Origin of the sequence: Stutzerimonas balearica DSM 6083 (assembly GCF_000818015.1) — a bacterium.
Lineage (GTDB): Bacteria > Pseudomonadota > Gammaproteobacteria > Pseudomonadales > Pseudomonadaceae > Stutzerimonas > Stutzerimonas balearica.
Genome location: NZ_CP007511.1, coordinates 3,142,170 through 3,158,824 on the forward strand (window position 1 = coordinate 3,142,170; position 16,655 = coordinate 3,158,824).

A 16,655-nucleotide genomic window follows, 5' to 3' on the forward strand; every position below is an offset into this window, starting at 1 on the left:
CTGGGCATTTTGCCAAATCAGGAAGTCTTCTTCAGAGTTTCCTTAACAGGGGCGGTGAGTTGCAGCGTCTCATGCCGTGGCGTGAGAGCCCGCTCTGACCACGCTCCCATTAATGATGCCGTTGGGTGAAAAATAGAGAAGGCTGTTATATAAGTAAATAAGCGAATTTGTATAGATATCATCGCCGGCATGAATATTGAGGGGAAAGTATGCAGCTGCATGTGTCAAGGCCGATGTAAAACTGACCCACCTGGGCTAACGTCGCGGCCTTGTCGAGGCTGCTTATGTTGATTAGAACGAGCAGCATCCGCACAGCGCTTTGAAATATCGCTCGCCGAGGGAATTCAGGCGCTTGGCAGTAGCATCAACGGGGAGTTGGTGTCCGGTTTGGTAGGGGCAAGTCCATCGAACTGGTTGTTTGCCGGGTCGCTACGCAGCGGCAAACGAGCGGCGGCGATCATGAGCCTGATCCAGTCGGCCCGCATGAACGGACATGATCCGTATGCCTATCTCAAGGACGTGCTGACACGACTGCCTACGCAGCGGGCCAGTAAGATCGGCCAACTGCTGCCGCATCAGTGGGTACCTGCCTGAATCACGCAAGGTGAGTTCGGCGTACGCTTACGTATCGATCACCCCGGATTGTCACTCAATCCGAAAACAGCTCGAACATCAGTTGTCGCAACCAGATGTTGGCTAGGTCCTTGTGATATTTTGCGTGCCAGAACATGTTAATGGGGATTTCTGGTAGGTCGATGGGGATTGGCAGCACGCTCAAACCGAAGGGCTCTACACAGCAGTCAGCGAAGCGCTCAGGTACGGTGGCGAGTAGCTCCGTATGCTGGAGGATATGGCCGACGGCGACGAAGTGCGGAACCTCTAGGCGAATGTCCCGCCGGATGCCAGCTCGCGCCATATGGGAATCTACTTCGCCGTGGCCAGTGCTGGCGGCGATGACACGTATATGGCTGTAGGCACAGAAGCGCTCCAAGGTCAGTGGCTCTCTGGTGGCCGGGTGGTTCTTACGGCACAAGCACACGTAGCGGTTATGGAGAAGCCGACGCTGTAAGAAGCCGGCCTGTAGGTTGGGTAGCAGGCCTACGGCCAAATCTACTGTACCGTCTAGTAACGACTGTCCCAAACTCACCGAGCTGCCGCGTACCGTGCTGATTGTGCAATGGGGGGCCTTACGAGTGAGCGCATCTATTAACCGCGGCATGAAATATATCTCACCAATGTCGGTCATGGCCAAGGTGAAGGTACGCTCGCTGGTTAAAGGATCGAAACGCTCTTCGTGATGTAGCGCTTCGCGCAGACTGTGCATGGCATGGGCGATAGGCTCAGCTAAATGTGCAGCATAGGGCGTAGGCTCCATGCCTTGGTGGGTACGCACGAATAGTTCGTCCTGCAGTGCGGTGCGCAGGCGCTTCAGGGCGTTGCTTACGGCAGGTTGGGTTAGGCCTAGGCTTTGCGCGACGATAGAGACACGCTTGTCGACCATCAACTGGTTGAATACTACCAGCAGGTTTAAATCCAGGTCATGCAGTTCCATGGAGCCTCGCTATGCTGTTGACGTGGTCCTGCCAGAGCGGCAGCATCGGACATTCTCACTATGAATATATAATATAGGGATTAGTGTATTTATCAATAGTTATGGCTTCGCTACTGTTGGAGATATCCCAATAATAAAGTCATGACAGGTATTGCATGAACGACATGAACGGTAAGAAACCAGCCTTGCGCGTCGCTATAGTCGGCGGCGGAATTTCAGGCCTTGCCTTGGCATTGAGCTTGTGCAAACACTCCCATCTTAATGTGCAGCTATTCGAGGCTGCCCCGGCGTTCGGTGAAGTCGGTGCTGGTGTGTCCTTCGGGCCTAACGCAGTGCGCGCCATTGTCGGTTTGGGTTTGGGTCAATCCTACTTTCAGGTTGCTGATCGGACTCCGCAGCCTTGGGAGGATATTTGGTTTGAATGGCGGCGCGGTAGCGATGCTAGCTATCTAGGCGCCACCATTGCGCCGGGCGTAGGTCAGTCCTCTGTACACCGGGCTGATTTCCTTGACGCCCTAGTAAGACACCTTCCAGAAGGTATCGCCCAATTTAGGAAGCGTGCCACCCAAATCGAGCAGCAGGGTGATGAACTGCAAGTGCTATTCGCCGACGGCACAGAGTACCGCTGCGATCTTCTAATCGGCGCCGACGGCATTAAGTCAGCGCTTCGTAGCTATGTGCTGGAAGGTCAGGGGCTGGATCATCTAGAACCACGTTTTAGCGGTACCTGTGCATACCGGGGCATGGTAGATAGCCTGCAACTGCGCGAAGCCTTTAGAATAAAGGGCATTGACGAGCACTTGGTGGATGTCCCGCAGATGTACTTAGGGCTCGATGGCCATATTCTTACCTTCCCGGTGAGAAAAGGCCGCATTGTCAACGTGGTAGCGTTCACCTCCGACCGTAGCCAGCCGGAACCGACTTGGCCCGCGGACGCTCCCTGGGTACGGGAAGCGAGCCAGCGCGAGATGCTCGATGCGTTCGCGGGCTGGGGCGATGCCCCGCGCGCCTTACTGGAGTGCATCCCGGCGCCAACTCTCTGGGCACTGCATGACCTGCCGGAACTGCCAGGCTACGTACACGGTCGGGTTGCCCTGATCGGCGACGCAGCGCACGCCATGCTGCCGCACCAAGGGGCCGGTGCAGGGCAAGGGCTTGAGGACGCCTATTTCCTCGCCCGGCTGTTGGGCGATAGTCGGACCGAAACAGGCAACCTCCCCGAGCTGCTTGGAGCTTACGACGACCTGCGCCGCCCTCATGCCTGTCGTGTGCAACGAACCACTGTGGAAACCGGCGAGTTATACGAGTTGCGCGACCCCATTGTAGGTGCGGACGAACAGCTGGTGGGGGAAATACTGGCGACTCGTTTCGACTGGCTATGGAACCATGATCTCGATGCCGATGTGGCTGAGGCCCGACTGCGCATGGGCTGGGAGGCGCATGAGCAAATTGCGCTGCGTCAAGGGTAAGAGGCCGTGTCGATAGTGGCTAAGGTTTCGAAGGCGAGTAATTGAAGTGTTTTCTGCGAACGGGTTACGTGATGCACATAGGCTTGCGTTTAGTGCTAGGTGCAAAATATCACTTTGTTTCAGCCGCTAGGCCGACGCCCATGGGAGCCGTTGGATCTGTAAATATAGTTAGATTCTGATCTAAGCACAGGCAGCCACCGCATTGGTGCCAGTGGACCGCAGATACCACGGTAACCCATTAGGATTTCATACATGCTGCGCCAAAGAGCATCGCTAGAGAGAACAATGCAAACCAATAACAAGAGTTCGTTCCGTTACACCTTAATAATCAGCGCTCCCGCGATGACAATCAATACTTCCCTAGCGATCGCCAAACTGGTCAGGACTTGTATTTGGAGGTCCTGCAGCGGTGCCCACTGACGCACATGTCGACGGAGGCGGGATGCCAACGGTCTTTGAAATCACTGTACGGCCTGATGGGGAGAGCTTCGTCTGCCAGCCGCAGCAGTCAGTGCTTCGTGCTATGGAGGCCCAGAACAAGCACTGCCTACCAGTTGGCTGTCGCGGCGGCGGGTGCGGCCTGTGTAAGGTGCGGGTGCTGACCGGTGATTACGAATGCGGGCGTATGAGCTGCAAGCACGTACCGGTAGAGGCCCGCGAACAAGGCTACGCCCTGGCCTGCCGACTGTTTGCCCGTAGCGATCTATGTATCGAGCGTTATTCAAAGCCGTGCTATGAAAATACGGTCGACCCACAACAAAGAGAAAAGGTGACGTCATGAACAAAGGTATAATGCGCCCCGGCCATGTGCAGCTGCGTGTACTGGACATGAGCAAGGCCCTGGAACACTACGTCGAGTTGCTGGGCCTGATCGAGATGGACCGTGACGATCAGGGCCGTGTCTATCTCAAGGCTTGGACCGAAGTTGACAAATTCTCCGTGGTGCTACGCGAAGCCGACGAACCTGGTATGGATTTTATGGGTTTCAAGGTTGTGGATGAGGATGCTCTCCGGCAACTGGAGCGGGATCTGACGGCATATGGCTGTGCCGTTGAGCAGCTACCCGCAGGTGAGCTGAACAGTTGTGGCCGGCGCGTGCGCTTCCAGGCACCCTCCGGGCATCACTTCGAGTTGTATGCAGACAAGGAATATACTGGAAAGTGGGGTGTGAATGAGGTCAATCCCGAGGCATGGCCGCGCGATCTGAAAGGCATGGCGGCTGTGCGTTTCGATCATTGCCTACTGTATGGCGACGAATTGCCGGCGACCTATGACCTGTTCACCAAGGTGCTCGGCTTCTATCTGGCCGAACAGGTGCTGGACGAAAATGGCACGCGCGTCGCCCAGTTCCTCAGTCTGTCGACCAAGGCCCACGACGTGGCCTTCATTCACCATCCGGAAAAAGGCCGCCTCCATCATGTGTCCTTCTACCTCGAAACCTGGGAAGACGTGCTTCGCGCCGCCGACCTGATCTCCATGACCGACACCTCTATCGACATCGGCCCGACCCGTCATGGCCTGACCCACGGCAAGACCATCTACTTCTTCGACCCGTCCGGTAACCGCAGCGAGGTGTTCTGCGGCGGCAACTACAGCTATCCGGATCACAAGCCGGTGACCTGGCTGGCTAAGGACCTGGGCAAGGCGATCTTCTATCACGACCGTGTGCTCAACGAACGATTCATGACCGTGCTGACCTGATGGTTCGGTTCGACTTATTGCAGAGATTGCGCAGATGAAAGAGATCAAGCATTTCATTAACGGTGCCTTCGTCGATTCGGCCAGCGGCCGCACCTTCGAGGACATCAACCCGGTCAATGGCCAGGTGATCGGCCGCGTGCACGAGGCCGGCCGCGCCGAGGTCGACGCCGCGGTCAGGGCGGCACGCGCTGCGCTGAAGGGACCATGGGGGAAGATGACGGTGGCCGAGCGCGCTGAGATTCTGCATCGCGTGGCCGATGGCGTCACGGCGCGCTTCGATGAGTTTCTCGAGGCCGAATGCCTGGACACCGGCAAGCCCAAATCCCTGGCCAGCCACATCGACATTCCGCGCGGCGCGGCCAATTTCAAGGTGTTCGCCGACCTGATCAAGAACGTGCCGACCGAAGCCTTCGAGATGGCCACCCCGGACGGCGCCGGTGCACTCAACTACGGCGTGCGCCGGCCCAAGGGGGTGATCGGCGTGATCAGCCCGTGGAACCTGCCGCTGCTGCTGATGACCTGGAAAGTCGGCCCGGCCCTGGCCTGCGGCAACTGCGTGGTGGTCAAACCATCCGAGGAAACCCCGCTGACCGCCACCCTGCTCGGCGAGGTGATGCAGGCCGCCGGTGTGCCGGCCGGCGTGTACAACGTGGTGCACGGTTTCGGCGGCGATTCGGCCGGGGCCTTCCTCACCGAGCACCCGGACGTCGACGCCTACACCTTCACCGGCGAGACCGGCACCGGCGAAACCATCATGCGCGCCGCGGCCAAGGGCGTGCGCCAGGTGTCGCTGGAGCTGGGCGGCAAGAACGCCGGCATCGTCTTCGCCGACTGTGACCTGGACAAGGCCATCGAGGGCACCCTGCGCTCGGCCTTCGCCAACTGCGGCCAAGTCTGCCTGGGCACCGAGCGGGTGTATGTCGAGCGGCCGATCTTCGACGCGTTCGTCGCCCGCCTGAAGGCCGGCGCCGAAGCGTTGAAGATCGGCGAACCGAACGATCCAGAGGCCAATTTCGGCCCGCTGATCAGCCACAAGCACCGTGAAAAAGTCCTCAGTTACTACCAGCAGGCAGTCGACGACGGCGCCACCGTTGTCACCGGCGGCGGCGTGCCGGAGATGCCGGCGCACCTGGCCGGCGGCGCCTGGGTGCAGCCGACCATCTGGACCGGCCTGACCGACGATTCGGCGGTGGTCACCGAGGAAATCTTCGGCCCGTGCTGCCACATCCGCCCGTTCGACACGGAAGCGGAAGCCATCGAGCTGGCCAACAGCCTGCCCTACGGCCTGGCTTCGGCGATCTGGACCGAGAACGCTTCGCGCGCACACCGCGTCGCCGGGCAAATCGAGGCTGGCATCGTCTGGGTCAACAGCTGGTTCCTGCGCGACCTGCGCACCGCCTTCGGCGGCGCCAAGCAGTCGGGCATCGGCCGCGAAGGCGGGGTTCACTCGCTGGAGTTCTACACCGAGCTGAAGAACATCTGCGTGAAGCTCTGAGGACCCAGACCATGAACGCACCCCAGCAGAGCCCGGAAATCGGCCGCGAGATCCTCGCCGCCGGCTACCGCACCAACCTGCATGACCAGGGCGAAGGTTGTCCGCTGCTGCTGATCCACGGCTCCGGTCCGGGCGTCACCGCCTGGGCCAACTGGCGCGGGATCATCCCGCAGCTGGCGCAGACGCGTCGGGTGATCGCTCCGGACATGCTCGGCTTCGGCTACAGCGAGCGCCCGGCCGATGCACGCTACAGCCAGGCCCGCTGGGTCGAGCATGCCATCGGTGTGCTCGACGCCCTTGGCATCCAGCAGGCCGACATCGTCGGCAACTCGTTCGGCGGTGGACTGGCGCTGGCATTGGCCATCCGTCACCCCGAGCGCGTGCGCCGGCTGGTGCTGATGGGCAGCGTCGGGGTGGCCTTTCCGATCACCGAGGGGCTGGAAATGGCGTGGGGCTACACGCCGTCGTTGGCCAACATGCGCAGGCTGCTCGATCTGTTCGCTTACGACCGCACCCTGGTCAACGACGAGCTGGCCGAGCTGCGCTACCAGGCCAGCATCCGCCCGGGCTTCCAGGAGTCGTTCGCCGCGATGTTCCCGCCGCCACGGCAGAACGGCGTCGACGATCTGGCCAGCAACGAGGCCGATATCCGCGCCCTGCCCCACGAAACCCTGGTCATCCATGGCCGCGAGGATCGGATCATCCCGCTGCAGGCTTCGCTGACCCTCGCGCAGTGGATTCCCAACGCCCAACTCCACGTCTTTGGCCATTGCGGCCACTGGACCCAGATCGAACACGCCAGCCGCTTTGCCCGTCAGGTCGAGGATTTCCTCGCCGAGGCGGACCGTGCGGCTCAAGAGGAAACACAGCCATGAATCCAGAATTGATCCAGCAGCTCGGCGACGAGCTCTACCAGGCGATGGTCCAGCGCGAGACCGTCACGCCGCTGACCAGCCGCGGCTTCGACATCACCGTCGAGGACGCCTACCACATCTCCCTGCGCATGCTCGAACGCCGCCTGGCGGCCGGCGAGCGGGTGATCGGCAAGAAGATCGGCGTCACCAGCAAGGCCGTGCAGAACATGCTCGGCGTGCACCAGCCGGACTTCGGCTACCTCACCGACGCGATGGTCTACAACAGCGGCGAAGCCATGCCGATCAGCGAGAAGCTGATCCAGCCACGCGCCGAGGGCGAGATCGCCTTCATCCTCAAGAAGGACCTGATGGGTCCGGGCGTGACCAATGCCGACGTGCTGGCCGCCACCGAATGCGTGATCCCCTGCTTCGAAGTGGTCGATTCGCGCATCCAGGACTGGAAGATCAAGATCCAGGACACCGTCGCGGACAACGCCTCCTGCGGGCTGTTCGTGCTCGGCGACCAGGCCGTCTCACCGCGCCAGGTCGATCTGGTCACCTGCGGCATGCTGGTCGAGAAGAACGGCCAGCTGCTCTCCACCGGCGCTGGAGCGGCTGCGCTCGGCTCGCCGGTCAACTGCGTGGCCTGGCTGGCCAACACCCTCGGCCACTTCGGCATTGGCCTCAAGGCCGGCGAAGTGATCCTGTCCGGCTCGCTGGTTCCGCTGGAACCGGTCAAGGCCGGTGATTTCATGCGCGTCGAGATCGGCGGCATCGGCAGCGCCTCCGTGCGCTTCATCTGATCGAGGACAGCCTGATGAGCAAGAAACTGAAAGCCGCGATTATCGGCCCGGGCAACATCGGCACAGATCTGGTGATGAAGATGCTGCGTTCCGAGTGGATCGAGCCGGTCTGGATGGTCGGCATCGACCCCGAGTCCGATGGCCTCAAGCGCGCCCGCGAGTTCGGCCTGAAGACCACCGCCGAGGGCGTCGACGGCCTGCTGCCGCACGTGCTCGAGGACGATATCCGCATCGCCTTCGATGCCACCTCCGCCTATGTACACGCCGAGAACAGCCGCAAGCTCAACGAGCTGGGCGTGCTGATGGTCGACCTGACCCCGGCCGCCATCGGCCCGTACTGCGTGCCGCCGGTGAACCTCAAGCAGCATGTCGGCACGCTGGAAATGAACGTCAACATGGTCACCTGTGGTGGCCAGGCCACCATCCCGATGGTCGCCGCGGTATCGCGCGTGCAGCCGGTGGCCTACGGCGAGATCGTCGCCACCGTGTCCTCGCGCTCCATCGGCCCGGGCACCCGCAAGAACATCGACGAGTTCACCCGCACCACCGCCGGCGCCATCGAGCAGGTCGGCGGGGCCAAGGAAGGCAAGGCGATCATCGTCGTCAACCCGGCCGAGCCGCCGCTGATGATGCGCGACACCATCCACTGCCTGACCGAAACCGAACCGGACCAGGATGCGATCACCGCATCGGTCCACGCGATGATCGCCGAGGTGCAGAAGTACGTGCCCGGCTACCGGCTGAAGAATGGCCCGGTATTCGACGGCAACCGCGTCTCGATCTTCATGGAGGTCGAGGGCCTGGGCGACTACCTGCCCAAGTACGCCGGCAACCTCGACATCATGACCGCCGCCGCCCTGCGCACCGGCGAGATGTTCGCCGAGGAAATCGCCAGCGGCACCATTCAACTGCCACGTCGTGAAGCGGCACTGGCCTAAAGGAGTCGCACCATGAATCTGCAAGGCAAGAACGTCACCCTGCACGACATGAGCCTGCGCGACGGCATGCACGCCAAGCGCCACCAGATCAGCCTCGAGCAGATGATCGCGGTCGCCACCGGCCTCGACGCCGCCGGCATGCCACTGATCGAGATCACCCACGGCGACGGCCTCGGCGGTCGCTCGATCAACTACGGTTTCCCCGCGCACAGCGACGAGGAATACCTGCGTGCGGTGATCCCGCGCCTCAAGCAGGCCAAGGTATCCGCCCTGCTGCTGCCGGGCATCGGCACGGTCGACCACCTGAAGATGGCGCTCGACTGTGGCGTCTCCACCATTCGAGTGGCCACGCATTGCACCGAGGCCGATGTCTCCGAGCAGCACATCGGCATGTCGCGCAAGCTGGGCGCCGATACCGTCGGCTTCCTGATGATGGCGCACATGATCAGCGCGGAAAAAGTGCTGGAGCAGGCGCGGCTGATGGAAAGCTACGGCGCCAACTGCATCTATTGCACCGACTCCGCCGGCTACATGCTGCCCGATGAAGTCAGCGAGAAGATCGGCCTGCTGCGCGCCGAGCTGAACCCGGCCACCGAGATCGGCTTCCACGGCCACCACAACATGGGCATGGCCATCGCCAACTCGCTGGCGGCCATCGAGGCCGGCGCCTCGCGCATCGACGGCTCGGTCGCAGGGCTAGGCGCGGGTGCCGGCAACACCCCGCTGGAAGTCTTCGTCGCGGTGTGCAAGCGCATGGGCGTGGAAACCGGCATCGACCTCTACAAGATCATGGATGTGGCCGAAGACCTCGTCGTGCCGATGATGGACCAGCCGATCCGCGTCGACCGCGATGCGCTGACCCTGGGCTATGCCGGCGTATACAGCTCATTCCTGCTGTTCGCCCAGCGCGCCGAGAAGAAATACGGCGTGCCGGCCCGCGACATTCTGGTCGAGCTGGGGCGCCGCGGCACCGTCGGTGGCCAGGAAGACATGATCGAAGACCTCGCCCTGGATATGTCCCGGGCCCGCCAGAACCAGAAGGTGAGCGCATGAACCGTACCCTCAACCGCGAGCAGGTGCTGGCCCTGGCCGAGCACATCGAGAACGCCGAATTGCAGGCCCATGACATCCACAAGGTCACCAACGACTATCCCGAGATGACCTTCGCCGATGCCTACGACATCCAGTGGGAAATCCGCCGGCGCAAGGAGGAGCGCGGCAACAAGATCGTCGGCCTGAAGATGGGCCTGACCTCATGGGCGAAGATGGCACAGATGGGCGTGGAGACGCCGATCTACGGCTTTCTCGCCGACTACTTCAGCGTGCCCGACGGCGGCACGGTGGACTGTTCCAAGCTGATCCACCCCAAGATCGAGGCGGAAATCGCGGTGGTCACCAAGGCACCGCTGGTCGGGCCTGGTTGCCATATCGGCGACGTGATCGCCGCGGTCGACTACGTGATCCCCACCGTCGAGGTAATCGACTCGCGCTATGAGAATTTCAAGTTCGACCTGATCAGCGTGGTGGCCGACAACGCCTCGTCGACCCGCTACATCACCGGAGGCCGCATGGCCAACCTCGAGGAGGTCGACCTGCGCACTCTCGGCGTGGTGATGGAGAAGAACGGCGAGGTGGTGGAACTTGGTGCCGGCGCCGCAGTGCTCGGCCATCCGCTGTCCAGCGTGGCCATGCTGGCCAACCTGCTGGCAGAGCGCGACGAACACATACCGGCCGGCACCTTCATCATGACTGGCGGCATCACCGCCGCCGTCGCAGTAGCGCCGGGCGACAACATCACCGTGCGCTACCAGGGGCTTGGCAGCGTCTCCGCGCGCTTCGTCTGAGCCATCCGGCCGCCCTGCCCGGGCGGCCTCTTCTTCAGGAGGCACACCATGCCTATTGCCCAGATCCACATCCTTGAAGGCCGCAGCGACGAGCAGAAGGAAACCCTCATTCGCGAAGTCAGCGAGGCCATCTCGCGCTCCCTGGATGCGCCGCTGACCAGCGTGCGAGTGATTATAACCGAGATGCCCAAAGGCCACTTCGGCATCGGCGGCGAAAGCGCCAAGGCCATTGGTCGATGAACCTGCCTCCTCCTGCACAGAGTCCGGCACATGAGAACAACGAATCAACGCTCGCTGCACTGGGAAGCCGCCTATGCCGCCACCCGTGCGGCCGTGGCACATGCAGAGAAGCTAGGCGTGCGCATTAACGTCTGCGTGGTTGACCACTCCGGCCTGCCGTTGGCCTATCTCCGCATGAACGGCGCCTTTCTACATTCACGGGAAATTGCCGAAGACAAGGCATACACCGCCGTGAGCTTCGGCTTCTCCACCCGCGACTGGCTCGACGTGCTGGGTGACAACCCGCGCCTGCGCATCGGCCTGCCAAGACGCGAGCGGCTGGTGGTGTTCGGCGGGGGCCTGCCGATCCTGCTCGATGGTGAATGCATCGGCGGCATCGGCGTCTCTGGGGCCGACGAGGGGCAGGACGAAGCCTGCGCGGCAGCGGGCTTGGCGGCCATAGGGCATCATGAGGCATCCAGTTTGGGGTAGAGGCAGATTTTGACTTTCGCGCCCGAACGCATCATGCGGCTGGCTTCCAGAAGGGAAATCAGCAGCATTGATTGGCCTTCTGATCTCTTTAGGCGGTTTCGGTAATAAGCGGAGCGAGAAACAGATCAGCCGATGGATGCTAGGTCGGCAAGCCCGTTCAGTTTGGCGGTGGCAGATAGACCGTGGGCCAATGGCTGGTTGGCGGCGAGCAATTCCTGCAACTGCACGGCTTGGCCGCCCTTGAGGTGCTCAGCGTTGCGCAGCAGCAGCCAGCGGCTGCGCTTGACCACCTTGCGCGCTGGTTTGTTATCGCGCAAGGTGGTTGGCCTGGTCGACGCGGATACGGTCGATCACCTCACGACCGTAGCGCGCCACCCCATGGAACAGGTCGTACACCACTTCGGCTTGAGGGCAGTGCCGCTTCACTTCCAGGTCGAAAGCGGTGTTCATGTCCATGGCGACCGCCTCGATATGCCGGCAGTGCTCACCGAGCCACTCGAAGAATGGGCGAATCGCCTGGCGGCTGCATAGCGACAGCAGGGTGTGGGGGTTGGGATGTTTAGCGACTGCCAATCTACCCACTTCCTCGCCTGTTACTAATGAGGAACAAAGTATCCGAACATCGCAATAATATTCGCGGTATTGTCTGACATCATAAAAACACAAAAGCATCAGCGTGTTATGGGTTTCACGGATACTTATCGGAAAACTTTTTGACTGTCCGGATACAAAATTTCGGGTTAGTAACTCGCTCTTTCCCCAGAATCCGCGGCCGCCCATTATAAAGGCTGGACACGCTGGCCGTTCCATAAACTGGAAGAGGAGTCTCTTCATGAACATCACTGCATCGGAACCGGCGTCCGGGCCCTGGAACCCTAAACGAATTCTGGCCGCGCTGCGCGCCGACGCCAGCATCGGCGAAGTGCTGGCGGGCGCCGACATCGAGGCCCGGTACCTGAACGACTGGAGCGGCGAGGAAGGCGGCAGGCCGCTGGCCTTGGTGCGCCCGCACGACACCGCCGAAATTGCGCGCGTGATGGCATTATGCCATGCAGGACGCTGCCCGGTGGTGCCGCAGGGCGGGCTGACCGGCCTGGCCGGCGGTGCCACGCCGATAGAAGGCTGCGTGCTCGTTTCACTGGAGCGCATGTCCGGCGTGGTCGAACTGGACCCTGCCTCAGCCACCATGACCGTGCTGGCCGGCACGCCGCTGCAGGTCGTTCAGGAAGCCGCGCAGGCGGCGGGCTTTCTGTTCGCGCTGGACCTGGGCGCGCGCGGCTCATGCCAGATCGGCGGCAACATCGCCACCAATGCGGGCGGCAACCGCGTGATCCGCTACGGCATGGCGCGCGACCTGGTGCTGGGACTGGAAGCCGTGCTGCCCGACGGAACCGTGCTGTCCATGATGAACAAGATGGTCAAGAACAATGCCGGCCCCGATCTGAAGCATCTGTTCATCGGCACCGAGGGCACGCTGGGCATCATCACGCAGGCCGTGCTCCGCCTGCATCCGGGCGTCTCGGGCGCCAATACCGCGTTGGTAGCCGCGCCCGATTTCGGCTCGGCCATCAAGCTGCTGCGCCATGCGCAGCACCTCCTGGGCGGCCGGGTCAGCGCATTCGAGATGATGTGGCAGGACTACTATGCCGCGGCCACAACCGCCGGCGGCATCGCCGCGCCGCTGCCGGCCACGTATCCACTATACGTGCTGCTGGACCTGCAGGCGGCCGCACCCGAAGAGGATGCGGCGCGCTTCGAGGCGATGTTGGAACACGCGCTGGCCGAAGGCTGGATCGCCGACGCCGCCGTGGCCCAATCTCACACGCAGACCCAAGCCTTCTGGGAACTGCGCGATGCCATCTCCGAGATGCTGCGCACCTTCGCGCCCACCATCAACTTCGACGTGTCCGCGCCCATCTCGGGCATCGAGGAATGCGTGGCCCGGATGCGCGAGGCGCTGGCGCGCGATTTCCCCGGCGTTCGGGCGATCTACTTCGGCCACGTCGGCGACGGCAACGTGCATATCGTGGTGGGTTCGCTGCCGACTGACGACCGCAAGACCGAACAGCGCATCGAGGCCGCATTCTACGCTATCGTGCGCAGCCTGTCGGGATCGGTCTCGGCCGAGCACGGCATTGGGCTGCACAAGCGGCCGTGGTTGCACTACAGCCGCAATCCGGCGGAGCTGTCCTTGATCGCGACGGTGAAGCGCGCGCTCGATCCGCACGGGATCATGAATCCGGGGAAGATTCTGGCGTCTTGAGTGGGGGTGGTGGCGGCGGTCGCCGCCTGATGGGTGCTGCAAGAGATTTTTTTGAAGAAAAAATTTACGGTCACCCCGTTTCTGCAATACTGACCAGCGATGATTCTATGGCTTGCGTAAATCTATCCGGCGTCTCGTTTGGGCTGCCTCGCGCCACGATGAGAGTCGCGCCTGGTGATCCTGACAAGCCGGCGGCTTCGAAAGCCGTTTTTTATGTCAGGTTCTTCACCAAGCCGGTGGCCGTTCACGTCATCGGTTGTTCAGCATCGCAAAACCTGGAAGGGTGTTCCGTGGTACAGCTGTAATGGCCGGATCAGGCGGCGTAGACGACTGGCCCTGCTTCGAATTCCGAGTGGTTGGCAGCGATCGCCCAGGCGATTCGGGCGAACTTGTTGGCCAGGGCGCACACCACTACATTCGAGTGATTCGAGCGGCGTCGCTCTCGTAGCGAACGGACCCAGTCGGCCAGGGCGCCCTGCTGATGCTTCAGGCGCTGCGGCTAGACCCGGGCGCATTGCACTAGAAGTCGCCGCAAATTCTTGTCCCCTCGTTTGCTCATCCCCAGCAAATTGGCTCGACCGCCGGTGCTGTGCTGGCGGGGCACCAGCCCCACCGATGCCGCGAAATCACGGCTGCCGCCATACTGCTTGCCATCGCCATTTCGGCCGATAACAGGCTGGCCGTGATCGGGCCGACACAGGGAATCGTCAGCAAGCGACTCCCCAGGTCATCTTCCTCAAGCTGGGTGGTCATTTCCTTGTCCAGTGCCTTGATCTGTCCGTCCAGATAGCGTGAATGCTGATGCAGGCGCGTTAGGAGTGCGACCAGCCGAGGCGGCAGCTCATGCTCATCCAACGTGCTCGGCAGTCGTCTGACCAGCGATAGTCCCTTGGGCAGGCTGATGCCGAACTCAAGCAGGAAACCGTGGGCCTGGTTGGCCGTCTTGGTACGATCACGCACCAGCGAATCACGCATCCGGTGCAATACCGAAAGCGTTTGCCGGGCCTCGGTCTTGGGCGAGACGAAGCGCATGCTGGGCCGCGAGGCGGCTTCGCAGATCGCTTCGGCATCAATGAAGTCGTTCTTGTTGCCCTTGACGAAAGGACGCACGAACTGCGGCGAGATCAATTTCACTTGATGCCCGAGCGCCGTCAGTTGGCGCGCCATAAAGTGCGCTCCGGCGCAGGCTTCCATCACCACCGTGCAAGCCGGCAGGATGCCAAGCAATCGCATCATTTGCTGGCGTGTCGCTTTCGTGCGAAAGATCTTCCGGCCAGAACCGTCTTTTCCGTATAGATGAAAGCTTTGCTTGCCCGGATCAATCCCTACCAGTGCAACTGCGCTCGTGATGATGGCCTCCGAAATAAAACACCCTGCGAAAGTGTGCCCTCGGAGGGTGGGGATGACCATCTCATTAACCCGAATCTCGAACGCGCGGAACCCACCAGGCAGCAAAAGCCACCGATCTTCTCGGCATGCAGCCAACTACCCTGGCTGCTGCCCAGCTCCACGCTGATCCTCCGCGCCGTTTCGCAAACTACCGGTATCAGCCTGCATGCGCTTTTCATCCATGTATTCGAGCGTGCTGGACAGGCTGCTCGCGGCGACGGTCTTGCGGCTGCCGCCGCGTATCGACAGTAAGCGCCCCCCCCCCTTTTGCTCGAACACCCCGCCCTGCATCCTGTGCTTTTCCAGTAGGGGATTTATATGGAAACGATGCACGCGCGCCGCGAGTCCTGGGCTCGGCATGTTCAGGCCTGGCAGGACAGCGGGCTGACGCAGTTGCTTATTGCCAGTAGCATGCGCTCAAACCCGAGGCACTGGCCTACTGGATCAGACGCAGCAAGCGGGCGGCCACGCCGCTTACCCTGGTGCCCGTGGCAGCGGCAGGGGTGTGGCTGCTGCAGGCATGCCAGTGGCTGGCGGTTGGCGTTGCCGGCGGACGTCGATGCAAGCTGGTTGGCCGGATTGCTGCGGGGGATGGTCTGACGCGAATGCCGGCCCAGGTTTGGCTGGTGGCCGACCGATCAACATGCGCTTGGGGATCGACGGGCTTTGGTGCACCTTCAGCAGGCCCTCGGGCGACCACCCTGCGATGGCACGACCTATGCCTTTCGCAATCGGCACGGCTCGCGGCTCAAGCTGTTGCAGTAGGACGGCACCGGTGTGTGGTTGGGTCAGCGCCGTCTGCATCAAGGCCGTTTTCGCTAGTTCCATGCCGCCGAATGCAGCGCCGCGCTGGTCAAGATCGGCGAAGACATCAGCGAGCAGCTCGACCTGATCCTGGCCAGGCCCTTCGTCCACCGGCACAGTCGCCCGCAATAAGCCTGCCGCCCGTGCGAAAGCATCAGCGCCGCGCCGGTTCCGCCAGCAGTGATCGAAGGCGGCATGGCCGCCCCTGACCTGACCGCCTGCCGCTCTACCGCCTCGAACAGATCGCTGCCCGTGACGGCGTCACCCTGCCCGTTCGGCCCTCGCCGAGTGAGTCGGGCGCTACGGCGTGGCCTTGAGCCCCTGGTGGATCGGCTGCGCGCCTTATTGCTCCAACGCCAGGTGCTGCATGCCGATGAAACTCCCTCTGCAGCAACTCAATCCCGGCGAGGGGAAAACCAAACGCCCCTATCTCTGGGCCTACTCTGGGCCTACCGCAGCAACGACCTGGAGCCCAGTGACAGCCGAGGCCTTGCGGCGCATCGCCGATCTCTATGCCCTCGATTGGCGCGCCCCCGCACTCGACGCGGCCGTCCGGCAGCTGCTGCGTGAACAGAAAGCCCTGCCCAAACTGCAGGCCCTACACGACCGGCTGCAGCTACCGCGCCGCCGCCATCCAGAGCGTGCTGGCCACCACCAGACTGAACGGTCTCGAGCCCGGCGCCTGGCTCAAGGACACCCCGGGAAAAACTGCCCATCTGGCCCAACAGCCAGATCGAGGAGCTGTTGCCCCTCGGCGTCTCAACCTGAGTAACGATGGGACGGCTGGACGCTCACCTTTTTTCATAAGACGAGCCGAAAACGGGCACCTACC

15 protein-coding genes and 3 pseudogenes are annotated in these 16,655 nt (G+C 62.0%); 15 read left to right on the plus strand and 3 right to left on the minus strand.

Features of this window, described 5'->3' with window-relative positions; translation table 11 throughout:
- Positions 1-405: 405 nt before the first annotated feature.
- Positions 406-594 (plus strand): annotated as a pseudogene (locus CL52_RS14440) (transposase domain-containing protein); the annotation flags it as partial.
- A gap of 55 nt (positions 595-649) precedes the next feature.
- On the opposite strand, the gene nahR reads toward CL52_RS14440, so the two are convergent.
- On the minus strand, positions 650-1,552 hold the full coding sequence (gene nahR, locus CL52_RS14445) for an HTH-type transcriptional activator NahR (protein WP_003292087.1): 903 nt from the start codon (positions 1,550-1,552) through the stop codon (positions 650-652).
- Positions 1,553-1,707: 155 nt separating this feature from the next.
- On the opposite strand from nahR, the gene salA reads away from it, so the two are divergent.
- From salA to CL52_RS14495, 11 genes are all read left to right on the plus strand, one after another.
- On the plus strand, positions 1,708-3,021 hold the full coding sequence (gene salA / locus CL52_RS14450) for a salicylate 1-monooxygenase (protein ID WP_043221467.1): 1,314 nt from the start codon (positions 1,708-1,710) through the stop codon (positions 3,019-3,021).
- 442 nt (positions 3,022-3,463) lie between these two features.
- Positions 3,464-3,802: a 2Fe-2S iron-sulfur cluster binding domain-containing protein gene (locus tag CL52_RS20795; RefSeq protein ID WP_003292091.1), complete on the plus strand. Its 339-nt coding sequence runs from the start codon at positions 3,464-3,466 to the stop codon at positions 3,800-3,802.
- Positions 3,799-4,722 (plus strand): catechol 2,3-dioxygenase, encoded by a 924-nt coding sequence (locus CL52_RS14455; protein WP_009397178.1) that lies wholly within the window; start codon positions 3,799-3,801, stop codon positions 4,720-4,722. Before CL52_RS20795 ends, CL52_RS14455 begins: the two co-directional genes overlap by 4 nt.
- 34 nt (positions 4,723-4,756) lie before the next feature.
- The gene (locus tag CL52_RS14460) at positions 4,757-6,217 is read left to right on the plus strand and encodes a 2-hydroxymuconic semialdehyde dehydrogenase (RefSeq protein WP_009397179.1); all 1,461 of its coding nucleotides are present in this window, start codon (positions 4,757-4,759) and stop codon (positions 6,215-6,217) included.
- An 11-nt stretch (positions 6,218-6,228) separates the two neighbouring features.
- The gene (locus tag CL52_RS14465; RefSeq protein WP_009397180.1) at positions 6,229-7,092 is read left to right on the plus strand and encodes an alpha/beta fold hydrolase; all 864 of its coding nucleotides are present in this window, start codon (positions 6,229-6,231) and stop codon (positions 7,090-7,092) included.
- On the plus strand, positions 7,089-7,874 hold the full coding sequence (gene dmpE / locus CL52_RS14470) for a 2-oxopent-4-enoate hydratase (RefSeq protein ID WP_043221469.1): 786 nt from the start codon (positions 7,089-7,091) through the stop codon (positions 7,872-7,874). Before CL52_RS14465 ends, dmpE begins: the two co-directional genes overlap by 4 nt.
- A gap of 14 nt (positions 7,875-7,888) precedes the next feature.
- On the plus strand, positions 7,889-8,812 hold the full coding sequence (locus tag CL52_RS14475) for an acetaldehyde dehydrogenase (acetylating) (RefSeq protein ID WP_003292099.1): 924 nt from the start codon (positions 7,889-7,891) through the stop codon (positions 8,810-8,812).
- Positions 8,813-8,824: 12 nt separating this feature from the next.
- Positions 8,825-9,865 carry a 4-hydroxy-2-oxovalerate aldolase gene (gene dmpG, locus CL52_RS14480; RefSeq protein WP_003450283.1) on the plus strand — a complete coding sequence of 347 codons (1,041 nt, stop codon included), beginning with the start codon at positions 8,825-8,827 and terminating at the stop codon, positions 9,863-9,865.
- The gene (gene dmpH / locus CL52_RS14485) at positions 9,862-10,656 is read left to right on the plus strand and encodes a 2-oxo-3-hexenedioate decarboxylase (RefSeq protein ID WP_017849598.1); all 795 of its coding nucleotides are present in this window, start codon (positions 9,862-9,864) and stop codon (positions 10,654-10,656) included. Before dmpG ends, dmpH begins: the two co-directional genes overlap by 4 nt.
- A 48-nt stretch (positions 10,657-10,704) precedes the next feature.
- Entirely contained in the window at positions 10,705-10,896 is a 192-nt protein-coding gene (thmT, locus tag CL52_RS14490) for a 2-hydroxymuconate tautomerase (protein WP_003292102.1), read from the plus strand.
- A gap of 30 nt (positions 10,897-10,926) precedes the next feature.
- On the plus strand, positions 10,927-11,367 hold the full coding sequence (locus CL52_RS14495; RefSeq protein ID WP_017849597.1) for a GlcG/HbpS family heme-binding protein: 441 nt from the start codon (positions 10,927-10,929) through the stop codon (positions 11,365-11,367).
- Between the two features lie 188 nt (positions 11,368-11,555).
- Here CL52_RS14495 and CL52_RS20800 read toward each other — a convergent pair.
- Positions 11,556-11,892, minus strand: a pseudogene (locus CL52_RS20800) (ISL3 family transposase); the annotation flags it as partial.
- 307 nt (positions 11,893-12,199) lie between these two features.
- Between CL52_RS20800 and CL52_RS14510 the strand changes: the two are divergent.
- Positions 12,200-13,630 carry an FAD-binding oxidoreductase gene (locus CL52_RS14510; protein ID WP_003451223.1) on the plus strand — a complete coding sequence of 477 codons (1,431 nt, stop codon included), beginning with the start codon at positions 12,200-12,202 and terminating at the stop codon, positions 13,628-13,630.
- Between the two features lie 313 nt (positions 13,631-13,943).
- Here CL52_RS14510 and CL52_RS20805 read toward each other — a convergent pair.
- Positions 13,944-14,980: pseudogene (locus tag CL52_RS20805) on the minus strand (IS110 family RNA-guided transposase).
- A 909-nt stretch (positions 14,981-15,889) separates the two neighbouring features.
- On the opposite strand from CL52_RS20805, the gene CL52_RS21350 reads away from it, so the two are divergent.
- Both CL52_RS21350 and CL52_RS21705 read left to right on the plus strand, forming a co-directional pair.
- A complete protein-coding gene (locus tag CL52_RS21350) occupies positions 15,890-15,955 on the plus strand; it encodes a hypothetical protein (RefSeq protein ID WP_376780438.1) in 66 nt (21 codons plus the stop codon).
- 63 nt (positions 15,956-16,018) lie between these two features.
- Positions 16,019-16,393 (plus strand): IS66 family transposase, encoded by a 375-nt coding sequence (locus tag CL52_RS21705; RefSeq protein ID WP_074519822.1) that lies wholly within the window; start codon positions 16,019-16,021, stop codon positions 16,391-16,393.
- Positions 16,394-16,655: the final 262 nt, after the last annotated feature.

Bases quoted from the DNA above. Each gene is read 5' to 3' on its own strand.
- nahR (WP_003292087.1), bottom strand. From the start codon at position 1,552: ATGGAACTGCATGACCTGGATTTAAACCTGCTGGTAGTATTCAACCAG.
- CL52_RS14460 (WP_009397179.1), top strand. From the start codon at position 4,757: ATGAAAGAGATCAAGCATTTCATTAACGGTGCCTTCGTCGATTCGGCC.
- CL52_RS14455 (WP_009397178.1), top strand. From the start codon at position 3,799: ATGAACAAAGGTATAATGCGCCCCGGCCATGTGCAGCTGCGTGTACTG.
- CL52_RS21705 (WP_074519822.1), top strand. From the start codon at position 16,019: ATGGCCGCCCCTGACCTGACCGCCTGCCGCTCTACCGCCTCGAACAGA.
- CL52_RS14465 (WP_009397180.1), top strand. From the start codon at position 6,229: ATGAACGCACCCCAGCAGAGCCCGGAAATCGGCCGCGAGATCCTCGCC.
- dmpE (WP_043221469.1), top strand. From the start codon at position 7,089: ATGAATCCAGAATTGATCCAGCAGCTCGGCGACGAGCTCTACCAGGCG.
- CL52_RS14510 (WP_003451223.1), top strand. From the start codon at position 12,200: ATGAACATCACTGCATCGGAACCGGCGTCCGGGCCCTGGAACCCTAAA.
- salA (WP_043221467.1), top strand. From the start codon at position 1,708: ATGAACGACATGAACGGTAAGAAACCAGCCTTGCGCGTCGCTATAGTC.
- CL52_RS14495 (WP_017849597.1), top strand. From the start codon at position 10,927: ATGAGAACAACGAATCAACGCTCGCTGCACTGGGAAGCCGCCTATGCC.
- dmpH (WP_017849598.1), top strand. From the start codon at position 9,862: ATGAACCGTACCCTCAACCGCGAGCAGGTGCTGGCCCTGGCCGAGCAC.
- dmpG (WP_003450283.1), top strand. From the start codon at position 8,825: ATGAATCTGCAAGGCAAGAACGTCACCCTGCACGACATGAGCCTGCGC.
- CL52_RS20795 (WP_003292091.1), top strand. From the start codon at position 3,464: ATGCCAACGGTCTTTGAAATCACTGTACGGCCTGATGGGGAGAGCTTC.
- CL52_RS14475 (WP_003292099.1), top strand. From the start codon at position 7,889: ATGAGCAAGAAACTGAAAGCCGCGATTATCGGCCCGGGCAACATCGGC.
- thmT (WP_003292102.1), top strand. From the start codon at position 10,705: ATGCCTATTGCCCAGATCCACATCCTTGAAGGCCGCAGCGACGAGCAG.